24 protein-coding genes are annotated in these 26121 nt (G+C 67.3%); 5 read left to right on the top strand and 19 right to left on the bottom strand.

The window, feature by feature from the left end; genetic code table 11:
• Positions 1-81: 81 nt before the first annotated feature.
• From DFR43_RS01115 to DFR43_RS01150, 8 genes are read right to left on the bottom strand one after another with little or no spacing between them, the layout of a single operon-like run.
• Positions 82-333, bottom strand: coding sequence for a toxin-antitoxin system HicB family antitoxin (locus tag DFR43_RS01115; RefSeq protein ID WP_133595512.1), 252 nt, complete (start codon positions 331-333; stop codon positions 82-84).
• Positions 330-749 carry a putative toxin-antitoxin system toxin component, PIN family gene (locus DFR43_RS01120; protein ID WP_133595513.1) on the bottom strand — a complete coding sequence of 140 codons (420 nt, stop codon included), beginning with the start codon at positions 747-749 and terminating at the stop codon, positions 330-332. The genes DFR43_RS01115 and DFR43_RS01120 overlap by 4 nt, the downstream gene beginning before the upstream one ends.
• Before the next feature lie 25 nt (positions 750-774).
• Complete coding sequence (locus tag DFR43_RS01125; RefSeq protein WP_133595514.1) at positions 775-2229, bottom strand: sigma-54-dependent transcriptional regulator; 1455 nt, start codon at positions 2227-2229, stop codon at positions 775-777.
• 39 nt (positions 2230-2268) lie between these two features.
• Complete coding sequence (locus DFR43_RS01130) at positions 2269-2568, bottom strand: nucleotidyltransferase family protein (RefSeq protein WP_133595515.1); 300 nt, start codon at positions 2566-2568, stop codon at positions 2269-2271.
• Positions 2569-2576: 8 nt separating this feature from the next.
• Positions 2577-2999, bottom strand: a complete 423-nt coding sequence (locus tag DFR43_RS01135; RefSeq protein WP_164499678.1) for an HI0074 family nucleotidyltransferase substrate-binding subunit — start codon at positions 2997-2999, stop codon at positions 2577-2579.
• Between the two features lie 55 nt (positions 3000-3054).
• Positions 3055-4785 (bottom strand): ATP-binding protein, encoded by a 1731-nt coding sequence (locus DFR43_RS01140; RefSeq protein WP_164499679.1) that lies wholly within the window; start codon positions 4783-4785, stop codon positions 3055-3057.
• The gene (locus DFR43_RS01145) at positions 4751-4999 is read right to left on the bottom strand and encodes a PP0621 family protein (protein WP_245988775.1); all 249 of its coding nucleotides are present in this window, start codon (positions 4997-4999) and stop codon (positions 4751-4753) included. Before DFR43_RS01145 ends, DFR43_RS01140 begins: the two co-directional genes overlap by 35 nt.
• A complete protein-coding gene (locus DFR43_RS01150; RefSeq protein ID WP_133595518.1) occupies positions 4996-5790 on the bottom strand; it encodes a cytochrome C assembly family protein in 795 nt (264 codons plus the stop codon). The genes DFR43_RS01145 and DFR43_RS01150 overlap by 4 nt, the downstream gene beginning before the upstream one ends.
• A gap of 60 nt (positions 5791-5850) precedes the next feature.
• On the opposite strand from DFR43_RS01150, the gene ffh reads away from it, so the two are divergent.
• Both ffh and DFR43_RS01160 read left to right on the top strand, forming a co-directional pair.
• Positions 5851-7224 carry a signal recognition particle protein gene (ffh, locus tag DFR43_RS01155; protein ID WP_133595519.1) on the top strand — a complete coding sequence of 458 codons (1374 nt, stop codon included), beginning with the start codon at positions 5851-5853 and terminating at the stop codon, positions 7222-7224.
• Positions 7225-7234: 10 nt separating this feature from the next.
• Positions 7235-7879, top strand: a complete 645-nt coding sequence (locus tag DFR43_RS01160; RefSeq protein ID WP_133595520.1) for an energy-coupling factor ABC transporter permease — start codon at positions 7235-7237, stop codon at positions 7877-7879.
• On the opposite strand, the gene DFR43_RS01165 is transcribed toward DFR43_RS01160, so the two are convergent.
• Positions 7860-8384 carry a dihydrofolate reductase gene (locus DFR43_RS01165; protein ID WP_133595521.1) on the bottom strand — a complete coding sequence of 175 codons (525 nt, stop codon included), beginning with the start codon at positions 8382-8384 and terminating at the stop codon, positions 7860-7862. The genes DFR43_RS01160 and DFR43_RS01165 overlap by 20 nt on opposite strands.
• A 44-nt stretch (positions 8385-8428) precedes the next feature.
• Here DFR43_RS01165 and DFR43_RS01170 point away from each other — a divergent pair, with 44 nt between their 5' ends.
• The gene (locus DFR43_RS01170) at positions 8429-9544 is read left to right on the top strand and encodes an NAD(P)H-dependent flavin oxidoreductase (RefSeq protein ID WP_133595522.1); all 1116 of its coding nucleotides are present in this window, start codon (positions 8429-8431) and stop codon (positions 9542-9544) included.
• A gap of 62 nt (positions 9545-9606) precedes the next feature.
• A complete protein-coding gene (gene alaS, locus DFR43_RS01175; RefSeq protein ID WP_133595593.1) occupies positions 9607-12231 on the top strand; it encodes an alanine--tRNA ligase in 2625 nt (874 codons plus the stop codon).
• A 10-nt stretch (positions 12232-12241) separates the two neighbouring features.
• Here the strand turns inward: alaS and mgtA are convergent, their stop codons facing one another.
• The 3 genes from mgtA to DFR43_RS01190 form a co-directional block, all read right to left on the bottom strand.
• Positions 12242-14935, bottom strand: coding sequence for a magnesium-translocating P-type ATPase (gene mgtA / locus DFR43_RS01180; protein ID WP_133595523.1), 2694 nt, complete (start codon positions 14933-14935; stop codon positions 12242-12244).
• Between the two features lie 19 nt (positions 14936-14954).
• Positions 14955-16328: a magnesium transporter gene (gene mgtE / locus DFR43_RS01185; protein ID WP_133595524.1), complete on the bottom strand. Its 1374-nt coding sequence runs from the start codon at positions 16326-16328 to the stop codon at positions 14955-14957.
• 521 nt (positions 16329-16849) lie between these two features.
• Positions 16850-17410, bottom strand: a complete 561-nt coding sequence (locus DFR43_RS01190) for a TMEM165/GDT1 family protein (protein WP_133595525.1) — start codon at positions 17408-17410, stop codon at positions 16850-16852.
• Between the two features lie 126 nt (positions 17411-17536).
• On the opposite strand from DFR43_RS01190, the gene DFR43_RS01195 reads away from it, so the two are divergent.
• Positions 17537-18268, top strand: a complete 732-nt coding sequence (locus DFR43_RS01195) for an MgtC/SapB family protein (protein WP_133595526.1) — start codon at positions 17537-17539, stop codon at positions 18266-18268.
• Here the strand turns inward: DFR43_RS01195 and DFR43_RS01200 are convergent.
• The 7 genes from DFR43_RS01200 to DFR43_RS01230 form a co-directional block, all read right to left on the bottom strand.
• The gene (locus DFR43_RS01200; protein ID WP_133595527.1) at positions 18226-19233 is read right to left on the bottom strand and encodes a pseudouridine synthase; all 1008 of its coding nucleotides are present in this window, start codon (positions 19231-19233) and stop codon (positions 18226-18228) included. The genes DFR43_RS01195 and DFR43_RS01200 overlap by 43 nt on opposite strands.
• A 26-nt stretch (positions 19234-19259) precedes the next feature.
• On the bottom strand, positions 19260-20408 hold the full coding sequence (gene ribD, locus DFR43_RS01205; protein WP_133595528.1) for a bifunctional diaminohydroxyphosphoribosylaminopyrimidine deaminase/5-amino-6-(5-phosphoribosylamino)uracil reductase RibD: 1149 nt from the start codon (positions 20406-20408) through the stop codon (positions 19260-19262).
• A 9-nt stretch (positions 20409-20417) separates the two neighbouring features.
• On the bottom strand, positions 20418-21152 hold the full coding sequence (trmB, locus tag DFR43_RS01210; RefSeq protein ID WP_425471060.1) for a tRNA (guanosine(46)-N7)-methyltransferase TrmB: 735 nt from the start codon (positions 21150-21152) through the stop codon (positions 20418-20420).
• Positions 21153-21172: 20 nt separating this feature from the next.
• On the bottom strand, positions 21173-21694 hold the full coding sequence (fliS, locus tag DFR43_RS01215) for a flagellar export chaperone FliS (protein ID WP_133595529.1): 522 nt from the start codon (positions 21692-21694) through the stop codon (positions 21173-21175).
• A gap of 115 nt (positions 21695-21809) precedes the next feature.
• On the bottom strand, positions 21810-23222 hold the full coding sequence (locus DFR43_RS01220; RefSeq protein WP_133595530.1) for a flagellin: 1413 nt from the start codon (positions 23220-23222) through the stop codon (positions 21810-21812).
• A gap of 170 nt (positions 23223-23392) precedes the next feature.
• Complete coding sequence (gene fliD / locus DFR43_RS01225) at positions 23393-24829, bottom strand: flagellar filament capping protein FliD (RefSeq protein ID WP_133595531.1); 1437 nt, start codon at positions 24827-24829, stop codon at positions 23393-23395.
• Positions 24830-24942: 113 nt separating this feature from the next.
• A partial coding sequence (locus DFR43_RS01230) for a flagellin (protein WP_245988777.1) occupies positions 24943-26121 on the bottom strand: 1179 nt, incomplete at its 5' end.

Here is a 26121-nt window from a genome sequence, read left to right on the forward strand (position 1 = left end):
GGGCCTGCCGAGGGCGGGGGGGCATCAAAATTTGACGTGAATATTTGATGTTTGTGTGGGTGGGTGAATGGACCCCTCCCCTCATGGGAGGAGGCGATCGTCAGACCGGGGGGGGCTGCCTGTGGGGCGTGACATGAGGCGATCGAAGGCGGCCAGGTCTGCCCGGGCTTGGCGTTCGGCAAAATACGTTTGCGCCTCCATCTGGGCGATTTTCTCGGCGACCGCGATGCTGACGAACTGGTTGATGCTGGTGCCGTCTTGCTTGCTGACGCGCTCCACGGCCGCCCGCAACGATCGGGGTAGCCTCAGGGGGTAAGTGCTCGCAGAGGTCATTGCAGGCTCCTCAAAAAAGCGCCCGGTGTCATCACGGGCAGGCTAAAGCGGGCAGCCGCCGCTTCAAAGTGCTTTCGGTTGAAGGTGATCAGCGCATGCGCGCCGGCATTGATGGCGGCTTCCAGCACAAGTTCATCGGCCAGGTCGCGCAATTGTGGTCGCCACAGGTAGTGAATGTGGATGGGTCTGATCAAGTAAGCCAAGGCGTCCAAAAACACCGGCAGATCTTCTGGATGGAGGCCTGCGGCTTCCAAATGTTCCATGCGGCTACAGACGGCTTCATATTCCATGAATAGAGGAACGCTTGCGCATATGCGCAGTTGGCGCAGCCGGGCCCGACGCAGAATTTCAGCCGATGCCCCTGAAGGGCTGCGCAAGCCCGCGACGATGACGTCGGTGTCGAGAACAATGTCCATTAAATGACATCATATACGATGTGATTTAATCCAGCCCCGTGCGCTGCATCCAGTAGCGCAGCTTGGCCAGCGTCCAGCCCAGGTGGCGGGCGGTGCGGCTCTGGTTCCAGCGGTGTTGGGCGAGCACGGCTTCGAGTTGGGCGCGGGTGGGGGCGTCGGGCAGGCCGGAGGCGTTGGGCGGAGGAGGCGGAAGGCCGGTGGGAGGGCGCGTGACGGTGTCGGTCGCTGGCCCGAGGTTGGGCAGGTGTATGGCTTCGGGGCCCAGGGTGGGGCCGGGGTAGAGGGCCAGGGCGCGTTCGAGGATGTTTTCCAGCTCGCGCACGTTGCCGGGGAAGGGGTGGTGGGCCAGTTGTTGCAGGGCCGCAGGGCTGAGGCAGGGGGGCGTGGCCTGGCCGTGGCGTTGGGCCAGCCGCTGCAGGATGGCTTGGGCCAGGGCGGGCAGGTCTTCGCGCCGTTCGCGCAGCGGCGGGATGCGCAGTTCGATGACGTTGAGCCGGTAGTACAAGTCTTGCCGGAAGCGGCCCTCTTGCACGGCGCGGGCCAGGTCGTGGTGGGTGGCGCTGACGATGCGCACGTCGGTGGATTCTTCCTGCGTGGAGCCGAGGGGGCGGACGGCGCGTTCCTGGATGGCCCGCAGCAGCTTGGCCTGCATGGGCAGGGGCAGGTCGCCGATTTCGTCCAGAAACAGGGTGCCGCCGTGGGCGGCCTGGAAGTAGCCGGGGCGGTCGGCGGTGGCGCCGGTGTAGGCGCCTTTGCGCACGCCGAAGAATTCGGCCTCGATCAGCGTGTCGGGGATGGCGCCGCAGTTGACGGCCACAAAGGGCCCATCGCCCCGGTGGCTGCAGGCATGGAGGGCGCGGGCCACGAGTTCTTTGCCGGTACCGGATTCGCCCAGCACGAGCACGGGGGCCATGCTGGGGGCGACGCGCTGCACATGGGCGCGCACGTTGTGCATGGCGGCGGAGGAGCCGGCGATGCAGGCCAGCGCGGCCTGGGCCTGTGGGCCGGTGGTGCACGGCGCAGCTGGGGGGGCGGGTCTGGGCGCTGCCTCCGGCGCGGGGGTGGCCGCGGGGAAGGGGCCGGGGGCAGGGGCGGGCGCCACCGGGGGCCGGGGGCGGCGCAGGGCGTTGGCCACGGCGGCGCGGAACTGGGCCAGGTCTACGGGTTTGGTGAGGTAGTCGAACGCGCCGGCTTTGAGGGCTTCGACGGCGTTTTCTGCCGAGCCGTAGGCCGTCACGACGATGGCTTTTTCCGGGCGTTGGGCCTGTTGCAGCTCACGCACCAGTTCCAGGCCCAGGCCGTCGGGCAGGCGCATGTCGGTGATGAGCAGGTCGTATTGCTGTTGGGCCAGGCACTGCCGCGCCTCGGCCAAGTCTGAGGCGGCATCGACCCGGTAGCCGATTTTGAGCAGCGTGAGTTCGTAGAGGGCGCGCAGGTCGGGCTCGTCGTCCACGACCAGCAGGCGTGCAGGGGTGACCATGCGCCAAGTGTAGGGGATGTGGCGTGGGGCGCGGCCGCCTCACAAGGGCTGCATTTCGCTGAGCATGCGGGCGCGCATGCCGGCGGGCACGCGGTCGATTTCCACGATGTCCACCCGAAACGGCAGTTCGCTGGCTTCCAGCGCATCGGCCAGCGCCACGCGCTGTTCCCAGGTCAGCCGGGGCGGCTTGCAGATGAGGAGGTCCACGTCGGAGTAAGGGCGGGCCTGGCCACGGGCGCGGGAACCAAACACGCCCACGGTGGCGCCCGGCAGCGTGCGGGCGAGCAACTGGCGCAGCAGGGCCTGGTGGGCGGCGTCGAGTTGCAGCGATGGCTTCATGGCGTGGGCTAGGCGCTGCGCAGGCGCTGCAGCAGGGTGCGGGCGTCTTCCAGAAATGCGGTGGCCGCCAGGGCGATTTCCTGTGCCTGGGTTTCGTCGTAGCTGTGGCTGGTGCGGTTGCGCAAGTCGCGCCAGCGCCGCCAGCCCAGCGGTTCGCTCAGCAGCGCGGCATCGGCGGCGGTACGCAGCAGGTCGTTGAAAGACAGGTCGGCAATGGCGGGGGCGGACGCAGCACGCTCCATGAGCACTCGGCGCAGCAGGCGCACGCTGAGCTCGTAGGTGAACTCGAAAGACTGGATGACGCCCGCGCGCAGGTGGGGTTTGCGCGGGGAGTCGTCGGGCTCGATGTGCCAGTAATGCAGCGCCCCGGCCAGCGCGTCGATGGCTTTGCTCAGCGGCGTGAGGTCGATCGAAGGCGTGGACGGGGACATGAGCCGCTCAGGGTGGGGGATGCCAGCCAGTGAGTGAGGATGGGGTGTAACCATTCTAGTGAGGATCTGCGCTGCCGCCAAAGCGCAGCACGAACGCGTGCCCCGGCGTGCCGTGGCGCTCAGTGGGCTGGTGGCTGAGTTCGGCGCCATAGCGTTGGCACAACTCGCGCGAGAGGTACAGCCCCAGCCCGCTGGAGCGGCTGTGCGATGAGGTGAAGGGCTCGAACAGGTGTTGGGCCACCTGGGCAGGCAAGGGCGGGCCGGGGTTCCAGACTTCCAGCGTGGCGGGTGAGTGGGTGCTGACTTCCACCCGCAGCAGGCCGGCGGGGGCGTGCTGGCGGGCGTTGTCCAGCAGGTTCATGAGCACGCGGCGCAGGTGCTCGGGGTCGAACCGCACTTGCACCCCAGGCGCTGCGGGGGCAAACGCGACCTGGGGGTTGCCCGGGTGTTGCTGCCAGTCGTGGATGATGGCGGCGGCGGTGTCGTCCAGCGGCAGGCTGGGCGCCTGGGCGGCGGGGCGGGCGGGTAGCTTGGCCACGTCCAGGATGTCGTCCACCGTGCGGCCCAGGCGGCGCGCGTTTTGGCCGATCATCTGGATCAGCCGTTGCTGCACGGGGCTCAGGGCGTCTTCGGCCAGCAGGGCGTTGGCCTGGGCAATGGCGGCCAGGGGGTTGCGGATTTCATGGGCCACGGCGGCCGAGACGCGCCCCATGGCGGCGAGTTTTTCGTTGCGCACGCGGGTTTCGATGTCGCGCAGGTTTTCCATGAAGACGACGCACACGGCGTCGATGGAGGCGGCGGGCTCGCTGGCATCGGGTTCGGGGCGGGCGACGCGAGCGCGCAGCAGCACGTGCTGGGCTTCACCCTGGGGGGTGGGCAGGGTGAGCTCGCATTGCTCGTCGCGCCCGATCTGGATGACGCTGCGTGCCCAGGCCGACAACAGGGGCCATGCCGGCAGGCGTTGCAGGCGCTCGTAGGGCGGGGTGGCGTCGAGCGTGCCCAGCATGGCGCAGGCGGCCGGGTTGGCGTGCCAGATGCGCCCGCGCGCATCGATGACCATGACGCCCTCGCTCAGCCCGGTGACGATGAGCTGGTTGACCTGGGCTTCGGCGTTGGCCAGGGCACGGTTCAGACGGGCCTGGGCCTGTTCGCGCCCGAGCCGGGAGGCCAACTGGTTGGCCAGCAGCGCCACGAGGAACAGCCCGCCGCCCGTGATGGCGCCCTGCACATAGGTGGTGGTGGGTTGGCCGGGGCGGAACACGTCGCCGGTGAAGGCGTCGAACAGCAGAAACAGCGTGGCGAATGCGGCACTGCCCAGTGCCAGCAGCAGGGGGCCCAGCACCGAGGCCAGCAGCACCGGCAGCACGAACAGGGGCGCATAGTTGAAGCTGCCGAGCTGGAAGGTTTGCAGCAGACCAAAGACGGTCAGATCTACCCACAACGTGAGCGCCCAGCCCGGTGCCCAGTAGGCGTCGGAACGCGCCGGGCGCGACCAGCGCAGCACCGCGGCCGTGGCCACCAGATAGGCCCCGCACAGGCCCAGCAGCCACAGGCTGGCCGTGCCGTGCACGTAAGCCACCGCCTGCAGCGCGAACAGCCCCATGGCCACCACCAGGCGCGCGCCCATGAGCCACGTCCACAGCCGTGCGCCAGAGGGGGTGTCGGCGTGGGTGGGCGACTTGGGCCGGGGCTGCCCCGGGGAGGGCAGGAACCACGACGGGGCGAAGGCAGACGGCTCGGGGGGCGAGGCTTCAGCCTTCGGCGAGGCGGCGGTGTTCCGGCCCACAGTAATACCCCAGCGTGCCCTGGACGGCGTCAGCGGCTGGCAGGTGCAGCCCGCAATGCCGGCAGGTGACCATGGCGTCGGGCACGGCAGGGCGGCGGGCTTGCCGCCGGGCCTGTTCGCGGGCCGCTTCGGCTTGCGCTTCCAGGCGGCGGTTGTGCCGCCAGATGTAGTAAGCCACCAGCACCACGGCGATGACGAGCAAATACTTGATCATGCGCGTTGCAACACCACTTCCAGCACGAACCGCGAGCCCACATACCCCAGCAGCAGCAGGCCGGCGGCGGCATAGAGCATGCGCACCGCCAGCCGGCCGCGCCAGCCCCACAGATGGCGGCCGCCCAGCAGCACGGCCAGCACGGCCCAGGACATCACGGTGAAAACGGTTTTGTGCGTCCAGGCCCAGCCACCGGTTGCCAGCACCACGGTGAAATACCAGCCCGCCAGCAGCGTCAGCGTCAGCAGCACGAAGGCGGCCGCCACGAAGCGGAAGGTCAGCCGCTCCAGCATCAAGAGCGGCAGCGCATTGGGCGCGGGCGTGCCACGGCGGATGTGCTGTTCGGTGCGCTGCATCATCCAGGCGTGCGCCACGGCCACGCCCAGCAGTCCGTAGGAGGCAATGCCCAGCGCCCAGTGCAGCGGCAGCCAGCTCGACAGCAGCGCCGGATAGGTGGACCCGGGGAACACCAGGGCCAGCAAGACGGCCGGCGCCCCGAGGCCGGCCAGCGTCCAGCGGGTGCCCAGTTGCGGGTAGAGCCGGGTTTCGATGGCGTACACGGTCAACACCAGCCAAGCGGTGACGGACAGCAGCGTGGCAAAGCCAAAGCGCACCGGCTCGACACCCAGCAGCGACGCCAGCGCCAGCCCGTGCAGCACCCACACCGCCACCATGATGGCGCTGATGGTGCCGCGCTGCAGCCGGGCCGACCAGCCCGCCAGCACGGCATAGCCGATGGCCGCGCCTACCGAAGGCACGGTCGTCCACCAGGGGCTCGCGGCTAAAATCATTCCCGGAGTTTAACGGCCCGTCGGGCCGCTTGTCGCTCTTTTCGCCACACAAAGCACTGCATGGCCTCCGCCCTCACCGAAAAACTCTCCCGCCTGGTCAAGGAAATGCGCGGCCAGGCGCGCATCACCGAAAGCAATGTGCAAGACATGCTGCGCGAGGTGCGCATGGCCCTGCTGGAGGCCGACGTGGCCTTGCCCGTGGTGCGCGACTTCATTGCCCGCGTCAAGGAAAAGGCCTTGGGGCAGGAGGTGGTCGGCTCGCTCACCCCCGGGCAGGCGCTGGTGGGCATCATCCACAAAGAGCTGGCGGCCACGATGGGCGCCGGGGTCAGCGACATCAACCTCGCGGCCCAGCCCCCGGCCGTCATCCTGATGGCGGGCCTGCAAGGCGCGGGCAAGACCACCACCACCGCCAAGCTGGCCAAGCTGCTGATCGACAAACGCAAGAAGAAGGTGCTGACCGTCTCGGGTGACGTGTACCGCCCGGCGGCCATCGAGCAGCTCAAAACCGTGACCAAGCAGGCCGGGGCCGAGTGGTTCCCCAGCACGCCCGACCAGAAGCCGCTGGACATTGCCCGCGCCGCGCTGGATTACGCCAAGAAGCATTACTTCGACGTGCTGCTGGTGGACACGGCCGGCCGCCTGGCCATCGACGAAGCCCTGATGCGCGAAATCCAGGAACTGCACGCCGCGCTCAACCCGGTGGAGACGCTGTTCGTGGTGGATGCCATGCAGGGCCAGGACGCGGTCAACACCGCCCGCGCCTTCAAGGAGGCGCTGCCGCTGACCGGCATCGTGCTGACCAAGATGGACGGCGACTCGCGCGGCGGCGCGGCCCTGTCGGTGCGCACCGTCACCGGCGCGCCCATCAAGTTCGCCGGCGTGAGCGAAAAAATCGATGGGCTGGAGGTGTTCGACGCCGAGCGCCACGCCGGGCGCATCCTCGGCATGGGCGACATCGTGGCGCTGGTGGAGCAAGTCACCGCAGGCGTGGACATGGCGCAGGCGCAGAAGCTGGCGGCCAAGGTCAAGAGCGGCGAGGGCTTCGACCTGGAGGATTTTCTGGAGCAGATTCGCCAGATGAAGAAGATGGGCGGCCTCTCTAGCCTGATGGACAAGCTGCCCACGCAGATGGCCGCCAAGGCCAGCGAGACCGACCTGAGCCGCGCCGAAAAAGACATCCGCCGCAAGGAAGGCATCATTTGCAGCATGACGCCGCAGGAGCGCCGCAAGCCCGAGATCATCAAGGCCACGCGCAAGCGCCGCATCGCGGCCGGTGCCGGCGTGCATGTGCAGGAAGTCAACCGCTTGCTCAAAGAATTCGAGCAGATGCAGGCCATGATGAAAAAAATGAAAGGCGGCGGACTGATGAAGATGATGAAAAAGCTCGGCGGCATGAAGGGCATGGGCCTGCCCCGCTTGCCCGGCATGTGACGGAGCGGCCATGAGCGCGGCCCCGTTCTGGCTGACCGTGCTGGAGGCTGGCATGGGAGCCGGGGCGCTGGCCTTGGCCCTGTGGCTGCGCCCGTGGCGCATGTTGCAAGGCGCCCTGCTCACGCCGGCGCTGGCCGCGCTGGCATGCTTGCCTTGGCTGTGGTTGTTGCCGCAGAAGCTGCCCCAGGGCTTGCAGGTACAGCTTTCTGGGGCATGTCTGCTGGTGCTGATGCTGGGTTGGCCGCTGGCGGTGCCGGTGTTGGCGCTGGTGGCCGTGCTGGTGTGGCTCATTGGCCATCAGCCCTGGACCGCCGTGCTCACGCAGTGGGTGTGGGTGGGGCTGGTGCCGGCGACACTGGCGCTGGCCGTCGGGGCGGCCCTGCGCCGCTGGCTGCCACCCAACATCTTCATCTACACCCTGGGGCGGGCCTTTCTGGGGACGGCGCTGTCGGTGTTCCTGGCCGGCGTGCTGTTCGAGGTCATCCACCACCTGCTCGGTGGCAACACGCTCCATGAAGCGCTGGTGGCGCGCTGGCTCATGGCTTGGGGCGATGCCTTCCTCACCGGCTTGTTTGCCGCGGTGTTCGTGGCTTTCGCGCCGCAGTGGCTCGCCACCTGGTCGGATGCGCGCTACCTCAAGCCGCCTTCGGCTTGAAGCGTTCGTAGGTGACGAAGGCGAAGGCCAGCCCGCTGCGGGAGCGGTGGGCTTCGCGGTGGGTTTCGCGCCAGCTTCCGTCCAGTTCCGGGGCCCAGGCATCGCCATCGAAAGCCTGGTCGATTTCGGTGACCAACGCCCGTTGCGCCAGCGGCAATGCCTGGGCATAAACCTGCGCGCCGCCCATGACCCACACTTCGGCCGGCGCGGGGTCGAGCGCCTCGCAGTGTGCCAGCGCCGCCTCCAGGCTGGGCATGGGCAGCGCCCCGGCGTGGCGCAGGGCGTCGGCCGTGGCGGGCTGGCGCGTCAGCACCAGGTTCAGGCGGCCCGGCAGGGGGCGAAACCGCGCCGGCAGCGATGCCCAAGTGGCGCGGCCCATGATGACCGGCCAGCCTTCGGTGTGGCGCTTGAAATGGGCCAGATCTTCCGGCAGGTGCCAGGGCATGGCGTTGTCTTTGCCGATCACGCCGTTGGACGCCCGCGCGAAGATGAGGTTGATTCGCATGGCCCGCAAGCATAACAGGGCCAGTCGCAGGCACAATGCCTGTCATGACCGATACGAGACAGACTTGGATGCAGCGACTGGGCGTGCGCTGGCCCGTGGTGCAGGCGCCGATGGCGGGTTCTCAGGGCAGCGCGCTGGCGCTGGCCGTCTGCTCGGCGGGCGGGGTGGGGTCGTTGCCCGCGGCCACGCTGTCGTTGGATGCGTTGCGCCAGGAACTGGAGATCCTCAGCCAGCAGGCGCAGGGGGCCTACAGCGTCAATTTTTTCTGCCATGCCCCGCCGCCGCACGATCCGGTGCGCGAAGCCGCCTGGCTGGATGCACTGCGCCCACTGGCCGACCGTTTCGGCGCCCAACTGCCCGCTGGTCAGGCGGTGGCCGCGCGGGCGCCTTTCAGCCCCGAGGCGCTGGCTGTCATCCGTCCCTACCGGCCGCCGGTGGTGAGCTTCCACTTTGGGCTGCCGGCAGCCCCGCTGCTGGCCGAGATCAAGGCCTGGGGCGCCCAGGTCTGGAGCACGGCCACCACCGTGGACGAAGCCCGTTGGCTGGAGAAAAACGGCGCCGATGTGATCATCGCGCAGGGCCTGGAGGCCGGCGGGCACCGGGGCATGTTCCTCACGGCCGACGTGACCACGCAAACCAGCCTGCTGGCCCTGCTGCCGCAAATCGTGCGGGCCGTGCAGGTGCCGGTGCTGGCCGCCGGGGGCATCGCCGATGCGCAGGGCGTGCGCGCGGCCCTGGCGCTGGGTGCCGCAGGCGTGCAGGTGGGCACGGCCTATCTGCTCAGCCCCGAGGCGCAGACCCACCCCCTGCATCGGGCGGCGCTGCTGTCCTCCCGTGCCGGGCACACCGCATTGACCAATGTGTTCACCGGCCGGCCGGCCCGTGGCATCGTCAACCGCGCCATGCGCGAGCTGGGCGACGGCGCCACCTGCCTCAGCGCCCGGGCGCCGGCCTTTCCGCTGGCCGGCTGGGCCATGGCGCCCATCCGCGCGGCGGCCGAGGCGGCGGGGCTGGACGACTGCACCCCCCTGTGGGCCGGGCAGGCCGCCCCATTGTGCGAACCTTTGCCCGCGGCCGAGCTGACCCGTCGCCTGGGCGCGGCGGCGCTGGCGGCCTGGGGCGCGGATGCCGGTGCCGCAACGGGCGGGCCGAGCGCCTAAAATAAAAGGTTCGCTGGACTTTTCCCCAGCCTCAGACGCCCAGACCCAACATGACCCAGTCCATCTCCACGCCCGTGGCCACCGTGGCCGAGATCCGCAAAACGTTTCTGGACTTCTTTGCCCAGCGCGGCCACACGGTGGTGGCCTCCAGCCCCCTGGTGCCCGGCAATGATCCCACGCTGATGTTCACCAACAGCGGCATGGTGCAGTTCAAAGACGTGTTCCTGGGCACGGACAAGCGCAGCTACGTGCGTGCGGCCTCCGTGCAGGCGTGTCTGCGTGCCGGCGGCAAGCACAACGACCTGGAAAACGTCGGCTACACCGCCCGGCACCACACCTTTTTCGAGATGCTGGGCAACTGGTCGTTTGGCGACTACTTCAAGCGCGAATCGCTCAAATGGGCCTGGGAACTGCTGATCGAGGTCTACAAGCTGCCGCCCGAGCGGCTGCTGGCCACTGTCTATGCCGAAGACGACGAGGCCTACGACATCTGGACGAAAGAGATCGGCCTGCCGCCCGAGCGCGTCATCCGCATCGGCGACAACAAAGGCGGCCGCTACAAGAGCGACAACTTCTGGATGATGGCCGACACCGGCCCCTGCGGCCCGTGCTCCGAAATCTTCTACGACCACGGCCCCGAGGTGCCTGGCGGCCCGCCCGGCAGCCCCGACGAAGACGGCGACCGCTTCATCGAAATCTGGAACAACGTGTTCATGCAGTTCGAAATGCATGAAGACGGCTCTGTCACCCCGCTGCCGGCCCCTTGCGTGGACACCGGCATGGGCCTGGAGCGGCTGGCCGCCATTTTGCAGGGCGTGCACAGCAACTACGAGATCGACCTGTTCCGCACGCTCATCGCCGCGGCGGCCCGCGAGACCGGCGCCACCGATCTGAGCAGCCCCAGTTTGCGCGTGATCGCCGACCATTTGCGAGCCACCGCCTTCCTGGTGGCCGACGGCGTCATCCCCAGCAACGAGGGGCGCGGCTACGTGCAGCGGCGCATCATCCGCCGCGCCATCCGCCACGGCTACAAGCTGGGCCAGAAGGCCCCCTTCTTTCACAAGCTGGTGCCCGATCTGGTGGCGCTCATGGGCGAGGCCTACCCCAACCTGGCCGCCCAAGCCCAGCGGGTGGCCGACGTGCTCAAAGCCGAGGAGGAGCGCTTCTACGAAACGCTGGAAAACGGCATGGAAATCCTGGACGCCGCGCTCAGCGGCGGGGCCCAGGTGCTCGCTGGCGAGGTGGCCTTCAAGCTGCACGACACCTACGGCTTCCCGCTGGACCTGACCAACGACGTGTGCCGCGAGCGCGGCGTGCGCGTGGACGAAGCCGGGTTTCACGAAGCCATGGAGCGCCAGAAAGCCCAGGCCCGCGCCGCCGGCAAGTTCAAGATGGACAAAGTGCTGGACTACCAGGGCGCGGCCAATACCTTCGTGGGCTATGAGCGCCTGCAAGCCCAGGCCAAGGTGGTGGCCCTGTACGTGGACGGCACGCCGGTGGCCGAACTCAAGCACGGCCAGGCCGGCGTGGTGGTGCTCGACACCACCCCCTTCTACGCCGAAAGCGGCGGGCAGGTGGGTGACCAGGGCGTGCTGACCAGCGGCTCGGCCCGCTTCGCGGTGGCTGACACGCAAAAAATCAAGGCCGATGTATTTGGCCACCATGGGGTGATGGAAGCCGGCACCCTGGCCGTGGGCGACACCGTGCAGGCCGAGGTGGACATGGCGCTGCGCGCTGCCACCATGCGCAACCACTCCGTCACTCACATCATGCACAAGGCCCTGCGCGACGTGCTCGGCCCCCATGTGCAGCAGAAAGGCTCGCTCGTCGATGCCGACAAGACCCGTTTCGACTTCACCCACGACGCCCCGCTGACCGACGAGCAGATCCGCGAGATCGAAATCCGCGTCAATGCCGAAATCATGGCCAATGCGCCGACCCAAGCCCGCGTGATGGACATCGAATCCGCCAAGGCCACGGGCGCCATGATGCTGTTTGGCGAGAAGTATGGCGAGACCGTGCGCGTGCTCGACATCGGCTCCAGCCGCGAACTGTGCGGCGGCACCCACGTGGCCCGCACCGGCGACATCGGCTTTTTCACCATCACCGCCGAAGGTGGCGTGGCCGCTGGCGTGCGCCGGGTCGAGGCCACCACCGGCTTGACCGCGCTGCGCTATGTGCAGGGCATGGAAGCCACGCTCGGGGGCGTGGCCGGCAAGCTCAAGGTCGCGCCCAGCGATGTGCCCGCCCGTGTTGGTGGCTTGCTGGAACAGATCCGCGAACTCGAAAAAGAGATGGCCGCCCTCAAGGGCAAGCTTGCCTCGGCCCAGGGTGACGAGCTCATGAACCAGGCCGTGGACGTCAAGGGCGTGAAAGTGCTCGCCGCCCGCCTCGAAGGGGCAGACGCGAAAACCCTGCGCGAGACCATGGACAAGCTCAAAGACAAGCTCAAGACCGCCGTCATCGTGCTGGCCGCGGTGGAGGGCGAGAAGGTGCAACTCGCCGCTGGCGTGACGCCTGATACCGTGGGCAAAGTCAAGGCCGGGGAACTGGTCAACTTCGTGGCGCACCACGTGGGCGGAAAGGGGGGCGGCAAGCCCGACATGGCCATGGCCGGCGGCAACAACCCGCAGGCCCTGCCGCTGGCGCTGGAATCGGTGGCGGCCTGGGTGGCCGAGCGGGTGTGACCCGGGCGGCTCACATCCAGCCGTAGCGGCGCGCGTACCAGCGCTTGAGGGCCTGCGCCGCGAAGGCGTAGGCCAGCAGCAGCCCGCCCACCCAAAGGGCATAGTCCAGCGGCAGCACGCCAAACTGCATCGGGCCGGCGAGTGGGCCCAGCACCAGCCACAGCCCGCCCAAGCCCGCGGCCAGCGTGGCCAGCCCCAGGGTCAGCGATGGCCGACTGTCCAGGAAAGGCCGACCCGGGGTGCGGATGATGTGCACGATCATCAACTGACTCAGCAGCCCCACCACGAACCAGCCGGCGTGGAAGCTGGCCTGATCCGCCAGCGTCATCAGGCCCAGCCCCCACCACAGGAAGGCGAAGGTCAGCAGGTCGAACACCGAGCTCAGCGGGCCGAACGTCAGCATGAACCGACCAATGCCAGGCGCGTTCCACTGCACCGGCTCACGGGTGAGCGCCGGGTCCACATGGTCAAACGGAATGGCCAACTGCGACAGGCTGTACAGCAGGTTTTGCGCCAACAGGTGCAGCGGCAGCATGGGCAGGAAAGGCAGCAGGGCGCTGGCCGCCACCACCGACACGGCGTTGCCCAGGTTGGAGCTCGTGGCCATGCGGATGTACTTGAGCATGTTGGCGAAGGTGATGCGCCCTTGCACCACGCCATCGTGCAGCACGCGCAGATCGCGTTGCAGCAGAATCACGTCGGCCGCCTCCCGGGCGGCATCCACGCCTTCCTTGAACGACAGCCCCACGTCGCTGCTGATGAGCGCCGCGGCGTCGTTGACGCCATCGCCCATGTACCCCACCACGCTGCCTTGCTGGCGCAGCGCCATCACCACGCGCTGCTTGTGCAGCGGCGTCAGCCGCGCGAACACGGTGGTGTGGGCGCACACCCGCTGCAATTGGGCATCGCTCATGCGGTCGATGCGCTTGCCAGTCGTCACGCCACGCACCGGCAGCCCCAGTTGCTCGCAGACGGATTGGGCCACCCATTCGTTGTCGCCGGTGAGGATGCGCACGTCCACGCCTCGTTCGCGCAGCCGGGCCATGGCTTCGCGCGCGCCGGGCTTGACCGGGTCGGCAAAGGCCAGAAAGCCCAGCAGCGTCAGGTCTTTTTCCTTGCCGGGGTGCAGCGCCTCGTCGGCACCCAGGGGGCGCCGCGCCACGGCGATCACGCGCAGGCCTTGGCGCGACCAGTCTCGGGTGAGTTCGCGCATTCGGCGGCGGCTGGCCAGATCCCAGGGCAGGGTGTAGCCGTCGTGCGCGTAGCGGTCGCACAGCGCCACCACTTCTTCCACCGCGCCTTTGCACACCAGCCAGCGCTGGCCTTGCGGGTCTTGCAGGGCCACGGAGGCACGCCGCCGCTCGGCGTCGAAGGGCAATTCGTCGAGCTTGGCAGGCACGCCGCGGGCCGTCAGCAGGCTCAGCGCATGGGCGTCGCTCAGCAGGGTCTGGTCGATCAGATGGCGCGTGCCGGCTTGCAACCGGGCATGGCTGGCGGCCCAATACAGCGGCTCGCTGCTGGGGCGCCCCAGGGCATCGATGCCGGGCTGCACCCGCATGATGCCGGCGGTCAGCGTGCCAGTTTTGTCGGCGCACAGCACGCGCATGGCCCCGAGGTTTTGCACCGCATCCAAGCGCTTGATGACCACTTGCCGCTGCGCCAGCACCCGCGCGCCCCGGGCCAGGGTGGCGGTCACGATCATGGGCAGCAGCTCCGGCGTCAGGCCCACCGCCACGGCCATCGCAAAGAGCAGCGCCGCGCCCCAGTCCCCTGTGCGCAGGCCGCTGATGAGCAGCACCAACGCCAGCAGCACCAGCGCAAAGCGGATCATGAGCCAACTCACTTGGTCGCTGCCGGCTTCGAAGGCGGTGGGCAGGCGACCGTGGCGCCGCGCCGGCGCGCTGAACTGGCCGAGCAAGGTGTCGCGGCCCGTGGCCACCACCATCGCCCACGCCTTGCCAGACACCACCGAAGTGCCCTGATACAGCATGTGCTCCAGCGCGAGCAGGTCGTCGCCACCACCCCCTGGGACGATGACGCGCTTGCGCACGGGCAGCGCTTCGCCGCTGAGGGCGGACTGGTTGACGTGGCAATCCCGCTCGTCCAGCAGCCGGCAGTCGGCAGGCACTTGGTCACCGGCGGCCAGCACCACCACGTCACCCGGCACCAGGTCGCGGGCCGGGACGCGTTGTTCGACGGGACCGTCGCCGTGGGGGCTGGGGCGCAGCACGGTCGCGTTCAGGCGCACCAGGTGGCGCAGGCTGTGCAGCGTGCGTTCGGAGCGGCGCTCCTGCGTCCAGCGCAAGAGCGTGGCCAAAGCCACCATCGTGAAGATGATGCCCGTGACAGCCACCTCCCCCTTGAGCCACGACAGCACGCCAATGATGGTCAGCAGCAGGTTGAACGGGTGGGCATAGCTGCGCCACCAGGCACGCAACCAGGCCCAAGGCTCGCGCGTGTCCACCTCGTTGGGGCCGTGGCGTTCGCGGGCCCGTTCGGCCTGGTTGCGGCTGAGGCCATGCGCGCTGCTGCCCAGCCGCACGAACAGGCGGTCCAGGTCATCACGGGCCATGCGGCGCAAAGCTGGGCTGCCACCGTCTGGCCCAGGCGCCGGCGGGGAGCGGGTGGGCGCCAGCCACGCTTGCAGGCGCTGGGCCCGTGCGCGGGCGCTGGCGCGTATGAGTTCACCGAACCAGGGGTTCATCCCATGCTCCCGGCAAGGTTCAGCCCATCAGGTGGCCGAAGAACAGGTAGGCGATGTAGAAGTAGATGAACACGCCCAGCAGGTCCATGATGGAGGTGATCATCGGCGAGCTCAGTGTAGCCGGATCGGTGCCGATGCGGCGGGCGGCAAACGGCAGCAGCGCACCGATGATGCCACCCAGCACGGTCACGATGAGCATCGTCAGCCCCACCACCATGAGCACGTCAAACCCCACGCCCTTGCTGAAATAGGCCAGGATGGCTTCCAGGATGGCAATCGTCACGCCCAGGCCCAGCGCGATGGGGATTTCGCGCTTGACCACGAACCAGATGTCGCGCCACTTGAGCTTGACGTCGCCGATGGCCATGGCCCGGATGACCAGCGTGGCCGACTGGCTGCCGGTGTTGCCGCCCATGTCGATGATGGGGGCGATGAACGCCGCCAAAATGATGACTTCCGACAGAATTTCCTCCTGGCCGGCGACGAAAGTGCTGGTCAGGATGCCGAAAAACGTCAGGATGGCCAGCCAGAACACCCGGGTTTTGTACATCTGGCCGATGGAGGACTCGCGGATGTCCAGGTCCGGGCCACCCATCATGGCCGTGCCGCCGAAGCGGGCGAGCTGGGTGGCGTCCTGTTCCTTCTCGATGTCCATCGCGTCGTCCACCGTCACGATGCCGATCATGCGGTTGCCGCCGTTGATCACGGGCAGGGCCAGCAGGTCGTAGCGGCGGATGAGTTCGGCGGCCTGGGCGCGAGGCCACTCGGCCTTGGCAAACACGGGGTCTTTGCGCATCAGATCGCTGATGCGGCTGTCGGGCGGGCACAGCACCAGCTCGCGCAGCGAGAGTGTGCCCAGCAGTTGGCGCTCGGCGTTGAGCACGTAGATGACGTACACGGTTTCCTTGTCGGGCGCGGTGGCGCGGATCAGGTCCAGCGCGGCCTGTGCCGTCATGTCCGGGGTCACGGCCACATAGTCGGAAGTCACCACCGAGCCCACCGAGCCTTCGGGGTAGGCGGCCAGGCGCAGGATGTCCTCCCGCTCCACCTGGGCCAGGGCGGGCAGCAGCTGGGCCTGCGCTTCTTCGCTGAGGCGGTTGAACAGGTCGGCCCGGTCGTCAGAGGGCAGGGTTTCGAACAGTTGCACCACCACCGGCCGGGGCAAGGCTGGCAGCAAGGCGTCCTGCAGTCGTTCGGGCAGGTGAGAGAACAGCTCCGTGCGGTCGGCCGGCTGCAGGGTCTGCAGCAGGGCGGCCACGTCGGCCACGGGCAGGGCTTCGAGCTCGTCGGCAATGTCGGCGTGCGGCGTGTGGCGCACGACATGGGTGAAAGCGTCGCCATCGAGGGAGCGGCGCAGCACCGAGAGGGTGAACTTCAGGTCTTCGCGGTTCATGGGGTTCTCCGGCGGCCCGTTGGCCGATGAGCCCCATGCTCGCCTCAGGTGGGCAGCAGGCAGGGGACGTGGCGGCGTCGGGCCCAACAACAGGTTTCAGGATCGGGGCTCATCGAGTCAGATTCGTGACGTGGGCAACTACTGGGGTCCGGGTCCATGACAGCCTCCTTGCTGGCGCGGCCAGCCAAATCGGGTGGGTCCACCCGCCCACAGACAAGTGACGGCATGGCGCCAGCCGTCTGGCGGGTTCAGCCAGAGGCGGGCGCGGAAATGCCCAGCAAAGTCCATGCAGGCCCCAAGGCCATTGGGCAATGATGCAGGGAGACTGGAGGAGTAGGCGCGGCGTGCCGGATCGACGCCGCGCCGGGGGAGGCAAGGCGTCAGTGGCGGGTACGCGAGGCGCCGACCTGTCCGGTCGTCAGCATCGAGCAACTGCTGTCACTGTCCACAAGCGGGTCCATGAAATAACGATCTGGGAAGTCTAACACGGGGTTTTGCTGCTTTGCAACATGTGCATGAGTTCACCACCCCAGCAACGCCCAAAGCCCCAGCGCCGCCAGCAGGGCCGCCGCGCCCAGATGAATGGCGCGCACGGGCAGGCGATGCGCCATGCGGTCGCCGAGCCAGACGGCCGGCGCATTGGCGATCATCATGCCCAGCGTGGTGCCCGCCACCACGGCCAGCCAGTCTTGAAAACGGGCCGCCAAGGCGACGGTGGCCACCTGGGTTTTGTCGCCCATCTCGGCCAGGAAAAACACCACGCAGGTGGTGCCAAACACCCCCCAGCGGCTGCGTGCCGAGGGGGTGTCGTCATCGAGCCGGTCGGGGATGAGCATCCAGGCCGCCATGGCCAGAAAGCCGATGCCCAGCACCCAGCGCAGCACGTCGTCGGTGAGCCAGCGTGCCACCAGCAGGCCGATACCGCCGGCCAGCGCATGGTTGGCCAGCGTGGCCGCCAGAATGCCCCAGAAGATGGGCCAAGGCTTGCGAAAGCGGGCGGCCAGAAGCAGGGCCAGGAGTTGCGTCTTGTCGCCGATTTCGGCAAGGGCCACCAGGCCGGTGGAGATGAGGAAGGCTTCCATGAGAGATGATGGGGCGGGCGGTCGCCCCAAAAGCCGCGCCAGTGTAACGTGTTTTGTCACGATGTTGACGTGGCCATCGTTTACCATCCCGGCCTTTGAACACAATCAACAGGCGAGGAGGGTGCCATGCTGCTGGCGGTGCAACATTTCGATGGGTGGTCGCTGCTCAATTCCACCGTCAGCCTGGTGGCGGCTTTCGTGCTTGGTGGCATCATCGGGCTGGAGCGGCAGATTCGCCAGCGCACCGCTGGTTTGCGCACCAACGTGCTGGTGGCGGTGGGTTCGGCCTTGTTCGTGGACCTGGCGTTTCGGCTGCACAGCATCTATGGCGGCACGCCGGGGGGGCTGCATGTGCTGGCCTATGTGGTCTCGGGCGTGGGGTTTCTGGGGGCGGGCGTGATCATGCGCGAAGAAGGGAATGTACGCGGCATCAACACAGCGGCCACGCTCTGGGGCTCGGCCGCGGTGGGCGCTGCGGCCGGCGCCGACATGCTGGCCGAAGCCATCCTGGGCACCATCCTCGTGCTGTCGGCCAACACGCTGCTGCGGCCGGTGGTCAACCGCATCAACCGCGCACCCATCGACACGCCGGATGTGGAGGTGACCAACACCTTCTACGTGATCGCGCTCAAGGAGCGCCAAGCCGAAGTGCTGGCCGCCGTGGAGCAGGTGCTGGAGCAGGCCCAATACCCCGTGCGCGAGATCGAGGTCACGCCTTTTGGCGAGCGCGAGGTGGAGGTGGAAGCTGTGCTGCTGGCCACTTCGGTCGATGGCGAGGAACTCGACCGGCTGGCCGCCACGCTGCGCAAGCTGCCTTATGTGTCGCAGGCGTTCTGGAGCCCGAGCGTGGCGGAGTGATCGCGCGGCTCCGTGGGCTCAGGCGTCGCGGGCCAGTCGAGCTGGCGTTGGCTGACGAAGCAGCGGTGCTCGCCCGTGACCGGGTCGTCGAAGGCGATGGCGCGGGCCAGCAGGCGCAGCGGGGTGGCGAAGTCTTCCGGCTCACCGGGCTGGCGGCGCACCACGGGGTAGAACTGGTCGCCCACGATGGGCAGCCCCAACCCTTGCATGTGCACGCGCAACTGGTGGCGCCGCCCCGTCACCGGGTGCAGGCGGTATAGCGCCCACGGGCCGCGCTGCTCGATGCAGTCGATGTGGGTTTCGCTGTTGGGCGGGCGGCCTTCGTGCGGGGCGGCTTCGCGCATTTTGTAGAACGCCGCTTCGCATTCCAGGATGTGGCTGCGCCGGGTCAGCGGCCAGCGCCGGTGCGCGTCGGCCGGGGCGATGGCTTCGTAGGTTTTGTGCACGCGCCGCTCCCGGAACAGGCGCTGATAGGCGTCGCGGTCTTGCGGCCGCAGGCTGAACACCACTAGGCCGGCGGTTTCGCGATCGATGCGGTGCAGGGGGCTCAAGTCCGGCAGATTCAGCGCGTGCTTGAGGCGCACCAGTAGGCTTTGCCGCACGTAGCGGCCACCGGGCGTCACGGGCAGGAAGTGGGGCTTGTCGGCCACCAGCAGGCGCTCGTCGCGGAACAGCACCTGCGCCTGAAAAGGGATGTCGGGCTCCTGGGGCAGGGTGCGCCAGTAGTACACCCGGGCGCCGTGACGGTAGGGGGCGTGCGGGGGCAGTGGCTGCCCGGCGTCGTCCACCACTTCGCCGCTGGCCATGCGCTGCGCCCATTCGTCGCGGCTGACGCGCGGCAGCCGCTCGGCCAGAAAGTCCAGCAGCGTCGGCCAAGGGCTGTGGCGCAGCCGGGGCAGCGCCACGCAGCTGGGCGATACGCCGTCGCGCATGGGTATGGCCGGGTTTTTGGGGGCGTGTGCCATCGGCGCGGGGGATGCAGCGGCGCGCTTCAGGGGCGGGGGCATACGTGGGCGCGGATGCGCACATCGTCGCCCACCGGCGTCAGGTCGATGAAGCTCAGAGCGATGCCCTGGGCCAAGGCTTCGAAAGGCCCGATCTGCGCCAGCCCGGCCCCAGGCCCCAGCAGGCGCGGGGCCAGGTACAGCAGCACCTCATCCACCAGCCCTTCGCGCAGCAGCGAGCCGTTGAGCTGATGCCCTGCCTCCACGTGCAGCTCATTGACCTCACGCTGGGCCAAATCGCGCATCATGGCCGCCAGGTCCACTTTCGGGCTGCCGCCCGCGGCTTTGGGCGGCCCGGGGCAGTCGATGACTTGGGCGCCTTGGGCTTGCAGCGCGGCCCGGGCTGCGGCGCTGCGCGCGGCATCGGCAGCGGTGTAAATCCATACCGGCCCCGGCGGCTGCAACACGCGGGCTTGGGGTGGGGTTTCGAGCCGCGAATCGACGATGACCCGCACCGGCTGGCGCGAAGCCGGCACCAGCCGCACGTCCAGGCGCGGATCGTCGGAACGCACGGTGCCGATGCCGGTGAGCACCGCGGTGGCGCGGTGGCGCCAGGCATGGCCATCGCGGCGGGCCGCTTCGCCCGTGATCCATTGGCTCACGCCGTTGGGCAAAGCGGTGGCCCCGTCCAGCGAAGCGGCCAGCTTCATGCGTACCCAGGGGCGCTGGCGCTCCATGCGGCTGAAAAACCCGACGTTCAGCGCCCGGCTGGCCAGGGCCAGGGGGTGGGTGGGATCAAGCACATCCACCCGGATGCCAGCGTCGCGCAGGCGGGCGATGCCGCGTCCGGCCACCTGGGGGTTGGGGTCTTGCAGCGCCACGATCACGTGCCCGACGCCCGCGTTGATGAGCGCGTCGCAGCACGGCGGGGTGCGACCATGGTGGCTGCAAGGCTCCAGGGTCACGATGGCGGTGGTACCTTGGACCGATACGCCAGCGGCCTGGGCGCTGCGCAGGGCCATGACCTCGGCATGCGGCCCCCCCGCGTGCTGTGTGTGCCCTTCGAACCAGCGCCCGTCGCGGGTGATGAGGCGGCAGGCCACCCGTGGGTTGGGCTCAGACAGGCCGATGGCGCGTTCGGCCAAGGCATCCAGGCCGGCCAGCCATTCGGGAGGGCAAGGGGGCGCGATGGGCATGGGGCGTGTTCAGTCGGCGCGGCGGCGGAACACCACATCCCACACCCCGTGGCCCAGCCGCAGGCCGCGCTGCTCGAATTTCGTCAGCGGGCGGTAATCGGGCTTGGGCGCGTAGCCACCCAGGCCGGCATCGGCCGCGGCGTTCAGCAGGGTGGGCTCGGCGCTGAGCACCGCCAGCATCTGCTCGGCATAGGGCTGCCAGTCGGTGGCGCAATGGAGGTAGCCGCCGGGCTTGAGGCGGCTGGCCAACTGGGCCACCAAGGGCGGCTGTATCAGGCGGCGCTTGTGGTGGCGCTTTTTGTGCCAGGGATCGGGGAAAAACACGTGCACCCCGTCGAGGCTGGCTTCGGTCAGCATGTGAGCCAGCACCTCCACCGCGTCGTGCTGCACGATGCGGATGTTGCGCAGCCCCTGTTCGCCAATGCGCTTGAGCAAGGCGCCCACACCGGGCTCATGGACCTCGCAGCACAGGAAATTGTCGTCGGGCCGCAGCGCGGCGATGTGGGCCGTGGCCTCCCCCATGCCAAAACCGATTTCCAGCACCAGCGGCGCCGAGCGGCCGAAGGCCGCGGCCGCGTCCAGCGGCTCGGGGCGGTAGGGCAGGATGAACTGCGGCCCCCAGCGCTCAAACGCCTTGGCCTGCCCCGTGGTGGTGCGGCCCGCGCGCTTGACGAAGCTCTTGATGGTTTTGGGGTGGGCCACGCCGCTAGGGGTGGCCGTGCAGGTGGACGAATCGATACTCACCCCCCAGATTGTAGAGATACTCAGGCACTGGCCAGCGCTACTGCTGCGCTGTAGACGTGGCCCATGCGACGGGTGGTTGCAGAAGGCGCAGGGTCGGCGGCTGACGGCGACGGGGTGGGCGCAGCATTGGGTGCCGCCCCCTTGTCGAGGGGCGCGCGCATTTGCCGCCACGCTTCAGCGATGGGTTTGATGAGGCGAGCCACTTCAGCCAGGGCCGCCTCGTCATTGTGTCCATTGGCTTGTGTTAGCCGGACAATGCAGTAGTCGTACAAATTGGCCAGGTTGGCGGCCAGCTCCCCACCGTTTTCTAGGTCGAGGCTGGTGCGCAAGCCTTCTTGCAAGATGCGGACAGCCCGTTGGATTTCGAGCACTTTCGTCTCGATATCGCCTTGCTGGAGGGCGCCCCGGGCACGCGCCACGCTCTCCAGCGCGCCTTCGTACATCATCGCCACCAGCTCGTGTTGATCCATGGTGGAGGCGCGGGTATGAATGTCCACGTCGCGGTATGCCGACATGCCTGCGGAGAAGGGGCGATTCATCATGGATGACCTCGAATAGGAGATATGTCCTTTTTATCGGCGATGATGCCGACATCTTGAGCCGCTTCAAGCAAAACCCCGGCCGAAGCCGGGGTTTTGTGAGGTGGCAGAGCGCGCGTCAGCGTTGCAGGAGCTGCAGCACCCCCTGAGGCACCTGGTTTGCCTGGGCCACCATGGCAGTGCCGGCCTGCTGCAGAATTTGTGCCCGGCTCAGGGCGGCGGTTTCTGCCGCGAAGTCGGCGTCTTGAATCCGGCTGCGCGATGCCGACAGGTTTTCGGCATTGACCTGCAGGTTGGCCACCACGGCGTTGAAGCGGTTTTGCACCGCCCCGAGATCGGCGCGGGCATTGTTGACGCTCTGCAACGCGAAGTCCACCGCTTTGATGGCATTGTTGGCGCCTTCGACGGTTGCAATCGTCAGGCCGTTGACCGTGTAGGTATTGGCTTCGCCGTTGGTGGTGTCTGCGAACAAGTCCGCAGCTGCGGTGCCGGTCACGGTAATGGTGCCGCCGACGCGGGTGCGCAGTTCAATCCCGGCGACAAAAGTTTCTTCGGTGGTAATGCCTGTGAAGATGGTGGCTCCGCCTGTCAGGGTTGCGCCAAAGTCTTGCAGCTTGATGTCGGCACCGGTGGAACTGATGAGCCGGACGCTGGTGCCATTGGCTTCTGCGGTGACGCCGGTTTGGGTCGAGAATTCGTTGATGCGTTCCACGATGTCGGCGACGGTCGCCCCCTGAGCCTGCGAGAAGCTGATTGCAGTGCCGTTGATCCGGATCGCCCCGATGTCTGTGCCAGTCAGGGGGGCAACCGCGAAATTGGCTTGGGTGACGGTGGCACGGGCTGCCGTGACGCCGGTGGCGCTGTTTTGTGCATCGATGCGTGCAATCAGGCCGCTGATGTCGCCATTGGTCAAGCCCGAGGTGTCGATGTTGACGCCGTTGACCACAAAGGTGCCATTGACGGCTACGTTGCTGGGGATGCGCTCCGTCAGTCCATCGGGGTCGGAGGTCAGCGTGGTGGCTCCCAAGGCGGTGGCCCGTGCGTCAGCCACAGAGACGCCGATGGTGTCTCCGGCATTGGCACCCACTTGGTATTGTTGCAGCTTGTACGACCCATCCAGCAGTTTGAGGCCGTTGAAGTTGGTGGATTCGGCAATGCGGCTGATTTCGCCGACCAATTGGGCCACTTCGGCCTGCAGGGCGGCGCGGTCAGAGGCGGAGTTGGTGGCGTTGGCCGATTGCACGGCCAGTTCGCGGATGCGCTGCAGGTTGTTGCCGATGTTGGACAAAGCGCCTTCGGCCACTTGAGCCAGCGAGATGCCGTCGTTGGCGTTGCGCACGGCCTGATTGAGGCCCCTGATTTGGGTGGTGAAGCGCTCCGCGATGGCCAGGCCGGCGGCATCGTCCTTGGCCGAATTGACTCGAAGGCCCGAGGAGAGCCGCTCGATCGTCGTGCCCAAAGCGGCAGAGTTTTTGGCCAAATTGCGCTGGGCGTTCAGCGAAAAGATGTTCGTGTTGATCGTGGTCGCCATGATGAACTCCAGGTATCGATCGTGAGATACGGCGAAGCGGTCATGTGAACATCCGCTGCCACCTCCTGGCAGGTTGGGCCACTTGAGGCTTTACCTGCTGCGGTTCATCAATTTTTCGACAAAAGCGCTGTGGTCAACACGCAAAAAAAAGGGGGCATTGGCCCCCAGTTCTATTTTTTATTGGTGTTGTTCCAGGCCTGGATCTGCTGGCTCACATACTGATTGAGCGCATTGAGTTGGGCCAGGTTGGCGTCGAGCCGGCTGAATTGTTGCAACAGCCGTTCCTCAGCGGCTTGCGCGCGCTGGTTGACCCGATCGGTCTGCGAGCGAAGTTGGTCGAGCACGCCGTTGAGCGATTGCTGCTTCTGGCTCAGCCGGCCGCCTTCATCGAGCAAGGAGCGGGTGAAGTCTACCAGTCGGTCAGCCAGCCCCGCGGAGCCCCCCGTTTGACCAGACGAGGTGAAAAAACGCCGCACGTTTTGCGGGTCTGCTAGAGCCGCGGTGAGGCGCTCGTTGTCTTCGATTTGCAGCGAACCGTCTTTCTGCATCCGGATGCCGAGCTGAGACAGGTTCTGGAATGAGGAGCCGGTTTCCAGTCGCTGCCCCAAGGCCTGGCGCAAGGCCGATTGCGTGTTGATGACCGTGACATCGCCTTGGAAGGGGCCAGCGACCTTGGTTTGGGGGTCGAACTGCAAAGCATCGGCCAGCAAAGCGTTGAGCTGGTTGTAGGCGCTCACAAAGTCTTCGACGGCTTTGCGGGTGACTGCGGTATCGCGCTGGACAGTGACCGTGACCGGTGTGCTGGTGGGGCCTGAAACCGTCAGCGTGGTGCCGGGGATGATGTCGCTGAGGGTGGCGTTGGAAGATTCCACGGCGATACCGTCCACCGTGGCCAAGGTGTTTTGTGCCGTGACGGTACGCTCCAGGCTGCTGGAGGCGCTGCCATCAAAGGACAGCCGCGCCAGCCCCGGCTGCAAGGGGCTCTCGGCCACGGCCACGGTAAACGCTTGATTCACGCCGGTTTCCCGTGATCGCAGCACCAGGCGTTGGCCACCGTCGACATTGATCACGCTGGCGCTGACGCCGCGACCTTCCTCATTGATTTTGCGCGCCACATCCACCAGGGTGTCGGTGTCGGTCACATCAACCACCAGCGGGCTGGCGATGCCCGGTGTGAAGCTCGGGCCATCGAAACGCCCCATCTGGATGGTGAGCGTGCCGGCGCCCACCGCAGCGGTGGGGCTGAACAAATCGGCGGGGCTGTTGTTGGGGGAAACGAGTGTTTGGCCCTGAGCGATTTGGCTCACCGAGACGCTGTAAATACCGGGCAGGGCCGTGACCGCCGATCGCGCCGATACCAGATTGGGTGCCGATGAATTGGCCTGCGTGGCGCTGTATGTGGTGGGGCGTTGCAAGGCACGCGCAGCGTCTTGAAATTCAGCGACGGCCGACCGCAGCTGCCCCAGGGCCGAGATCCGTGTCTCGGCCACCGTGACGCGGGACTGGATTTGGGCCAGCGGCCGCTTTTCCAGCTTCACCAGCTGGTCGACGATGGAGCGGATATCCAGCCCACTGCTGCCGATGCCCAAAGAGGAGATGCTTGCCATCGTGCGACTCCCGTTGCATTAGACTGCCAGCGTATCAGATTCGTGAGGATCTGCCAATGGAAAAAAAGGGGAAGAACCTAGGTTCCTCCCCTTTCCGGCTTGACCGACGGCCATCAGCGCAGGAGCGCCAGTACCCCTTGGGGCAACTGGTTCGCTTGGGCCACCATGGCGGTGCCGGCCTGCTGCAGAATTTGCGCCCGGCTCAGGGCTGCGGTTTCTGCCGCGAAGTCGGCGTCTTGAATCCGGCTGCGCGATGCCGACAGGTTTTCGGCATTGACCTGCAGATTGGCCACCACGGCGTTGAAGCGGTTTTGTACCGCACCCAGGTCGGCGCGGGCGCTGTTGACGCTCTGCAACGCGAAGTCCACCGCTTTGATGGCATTGTTCGCATTTTCCACCGTGGTCACACTCAAACCGTTGACCGTGTACGTGTTTGCTTCGCCGGCGTTGGCGCCAGTGGAGGCTGCATACAAACTACCGGCAACGGCGCCTGCTGCGGTGATGGTGCCGCCGGCGCGGGTGCGCAGTTCAATGCCTGCCACGAAGGTGCTTTCCGTGGTCACGTCACCAAACACCGTGTTGGTGCCATAGTCTTGGATGACGATGTCTGCGCCGATGGAGCTGGTGAAGCGAATATTGTTGCCAGCCAGTACTTCCGCTGTGACGCCGGTCTGGGTGCTGAATTCATTGATGCGAGCCACCAAGGCGGCTGGGCTGGCACCCTGGGTGTCATTGATCGAGATGGCCGTGCCGTTGAGTCGGATCGCCCCGCTTTCACCGGCACCTAAGTCGGTCGATGCAATGACCGCTTGGGTGACGGTGGCGCGCGCGGCCGTCACGCCGGTGGCGCTGCTTTGATCGTTGATGCGGCCGATGAGTCCCGAAATGTCGCCGTTGGCCAAGCCGGAAGTGTCGATGGCAACCCCATTGATGGTCAAAGCCCCCGATACTGCCACATTGCTTGCGATGCGCTCGTCGGCGGCATCCGCTACAGAGGCCAGCGTGGTGGCGCCTAGCGCAGCGGCGCGGCTGTCGGCCACGGAGATGGAGATGGTGTCGCCGGCGTTGGCACCGACCTGGTAGTTCTGGTTTTTGTAACTGCCATCCAGCAGTTTGAGGCCGTTGAAGTTGGTGGATTCGGCAATGCGGCTGATTTCGCCGACCAATTGGGCCACTTCGGCCTGCAGGGCGGCGCGGTCGGAGGCGGAGTTGGTGGCGTTGGCCGATTGCACGGCCAGTTCGCGGATGCGCTGCAGGTTGTTGCCGATGTTGGACAAAGCGCCTTCGGCCGT

This window comes from Tepidicella xavieri (assembly GCF_004363315.1).
GTDB lineage: Bacteria > Pseudomonadota > Gammaproteobacteria > Burkholderiales > Burkholderiaceae_C > Tepidicella > Tepidicella xavieri.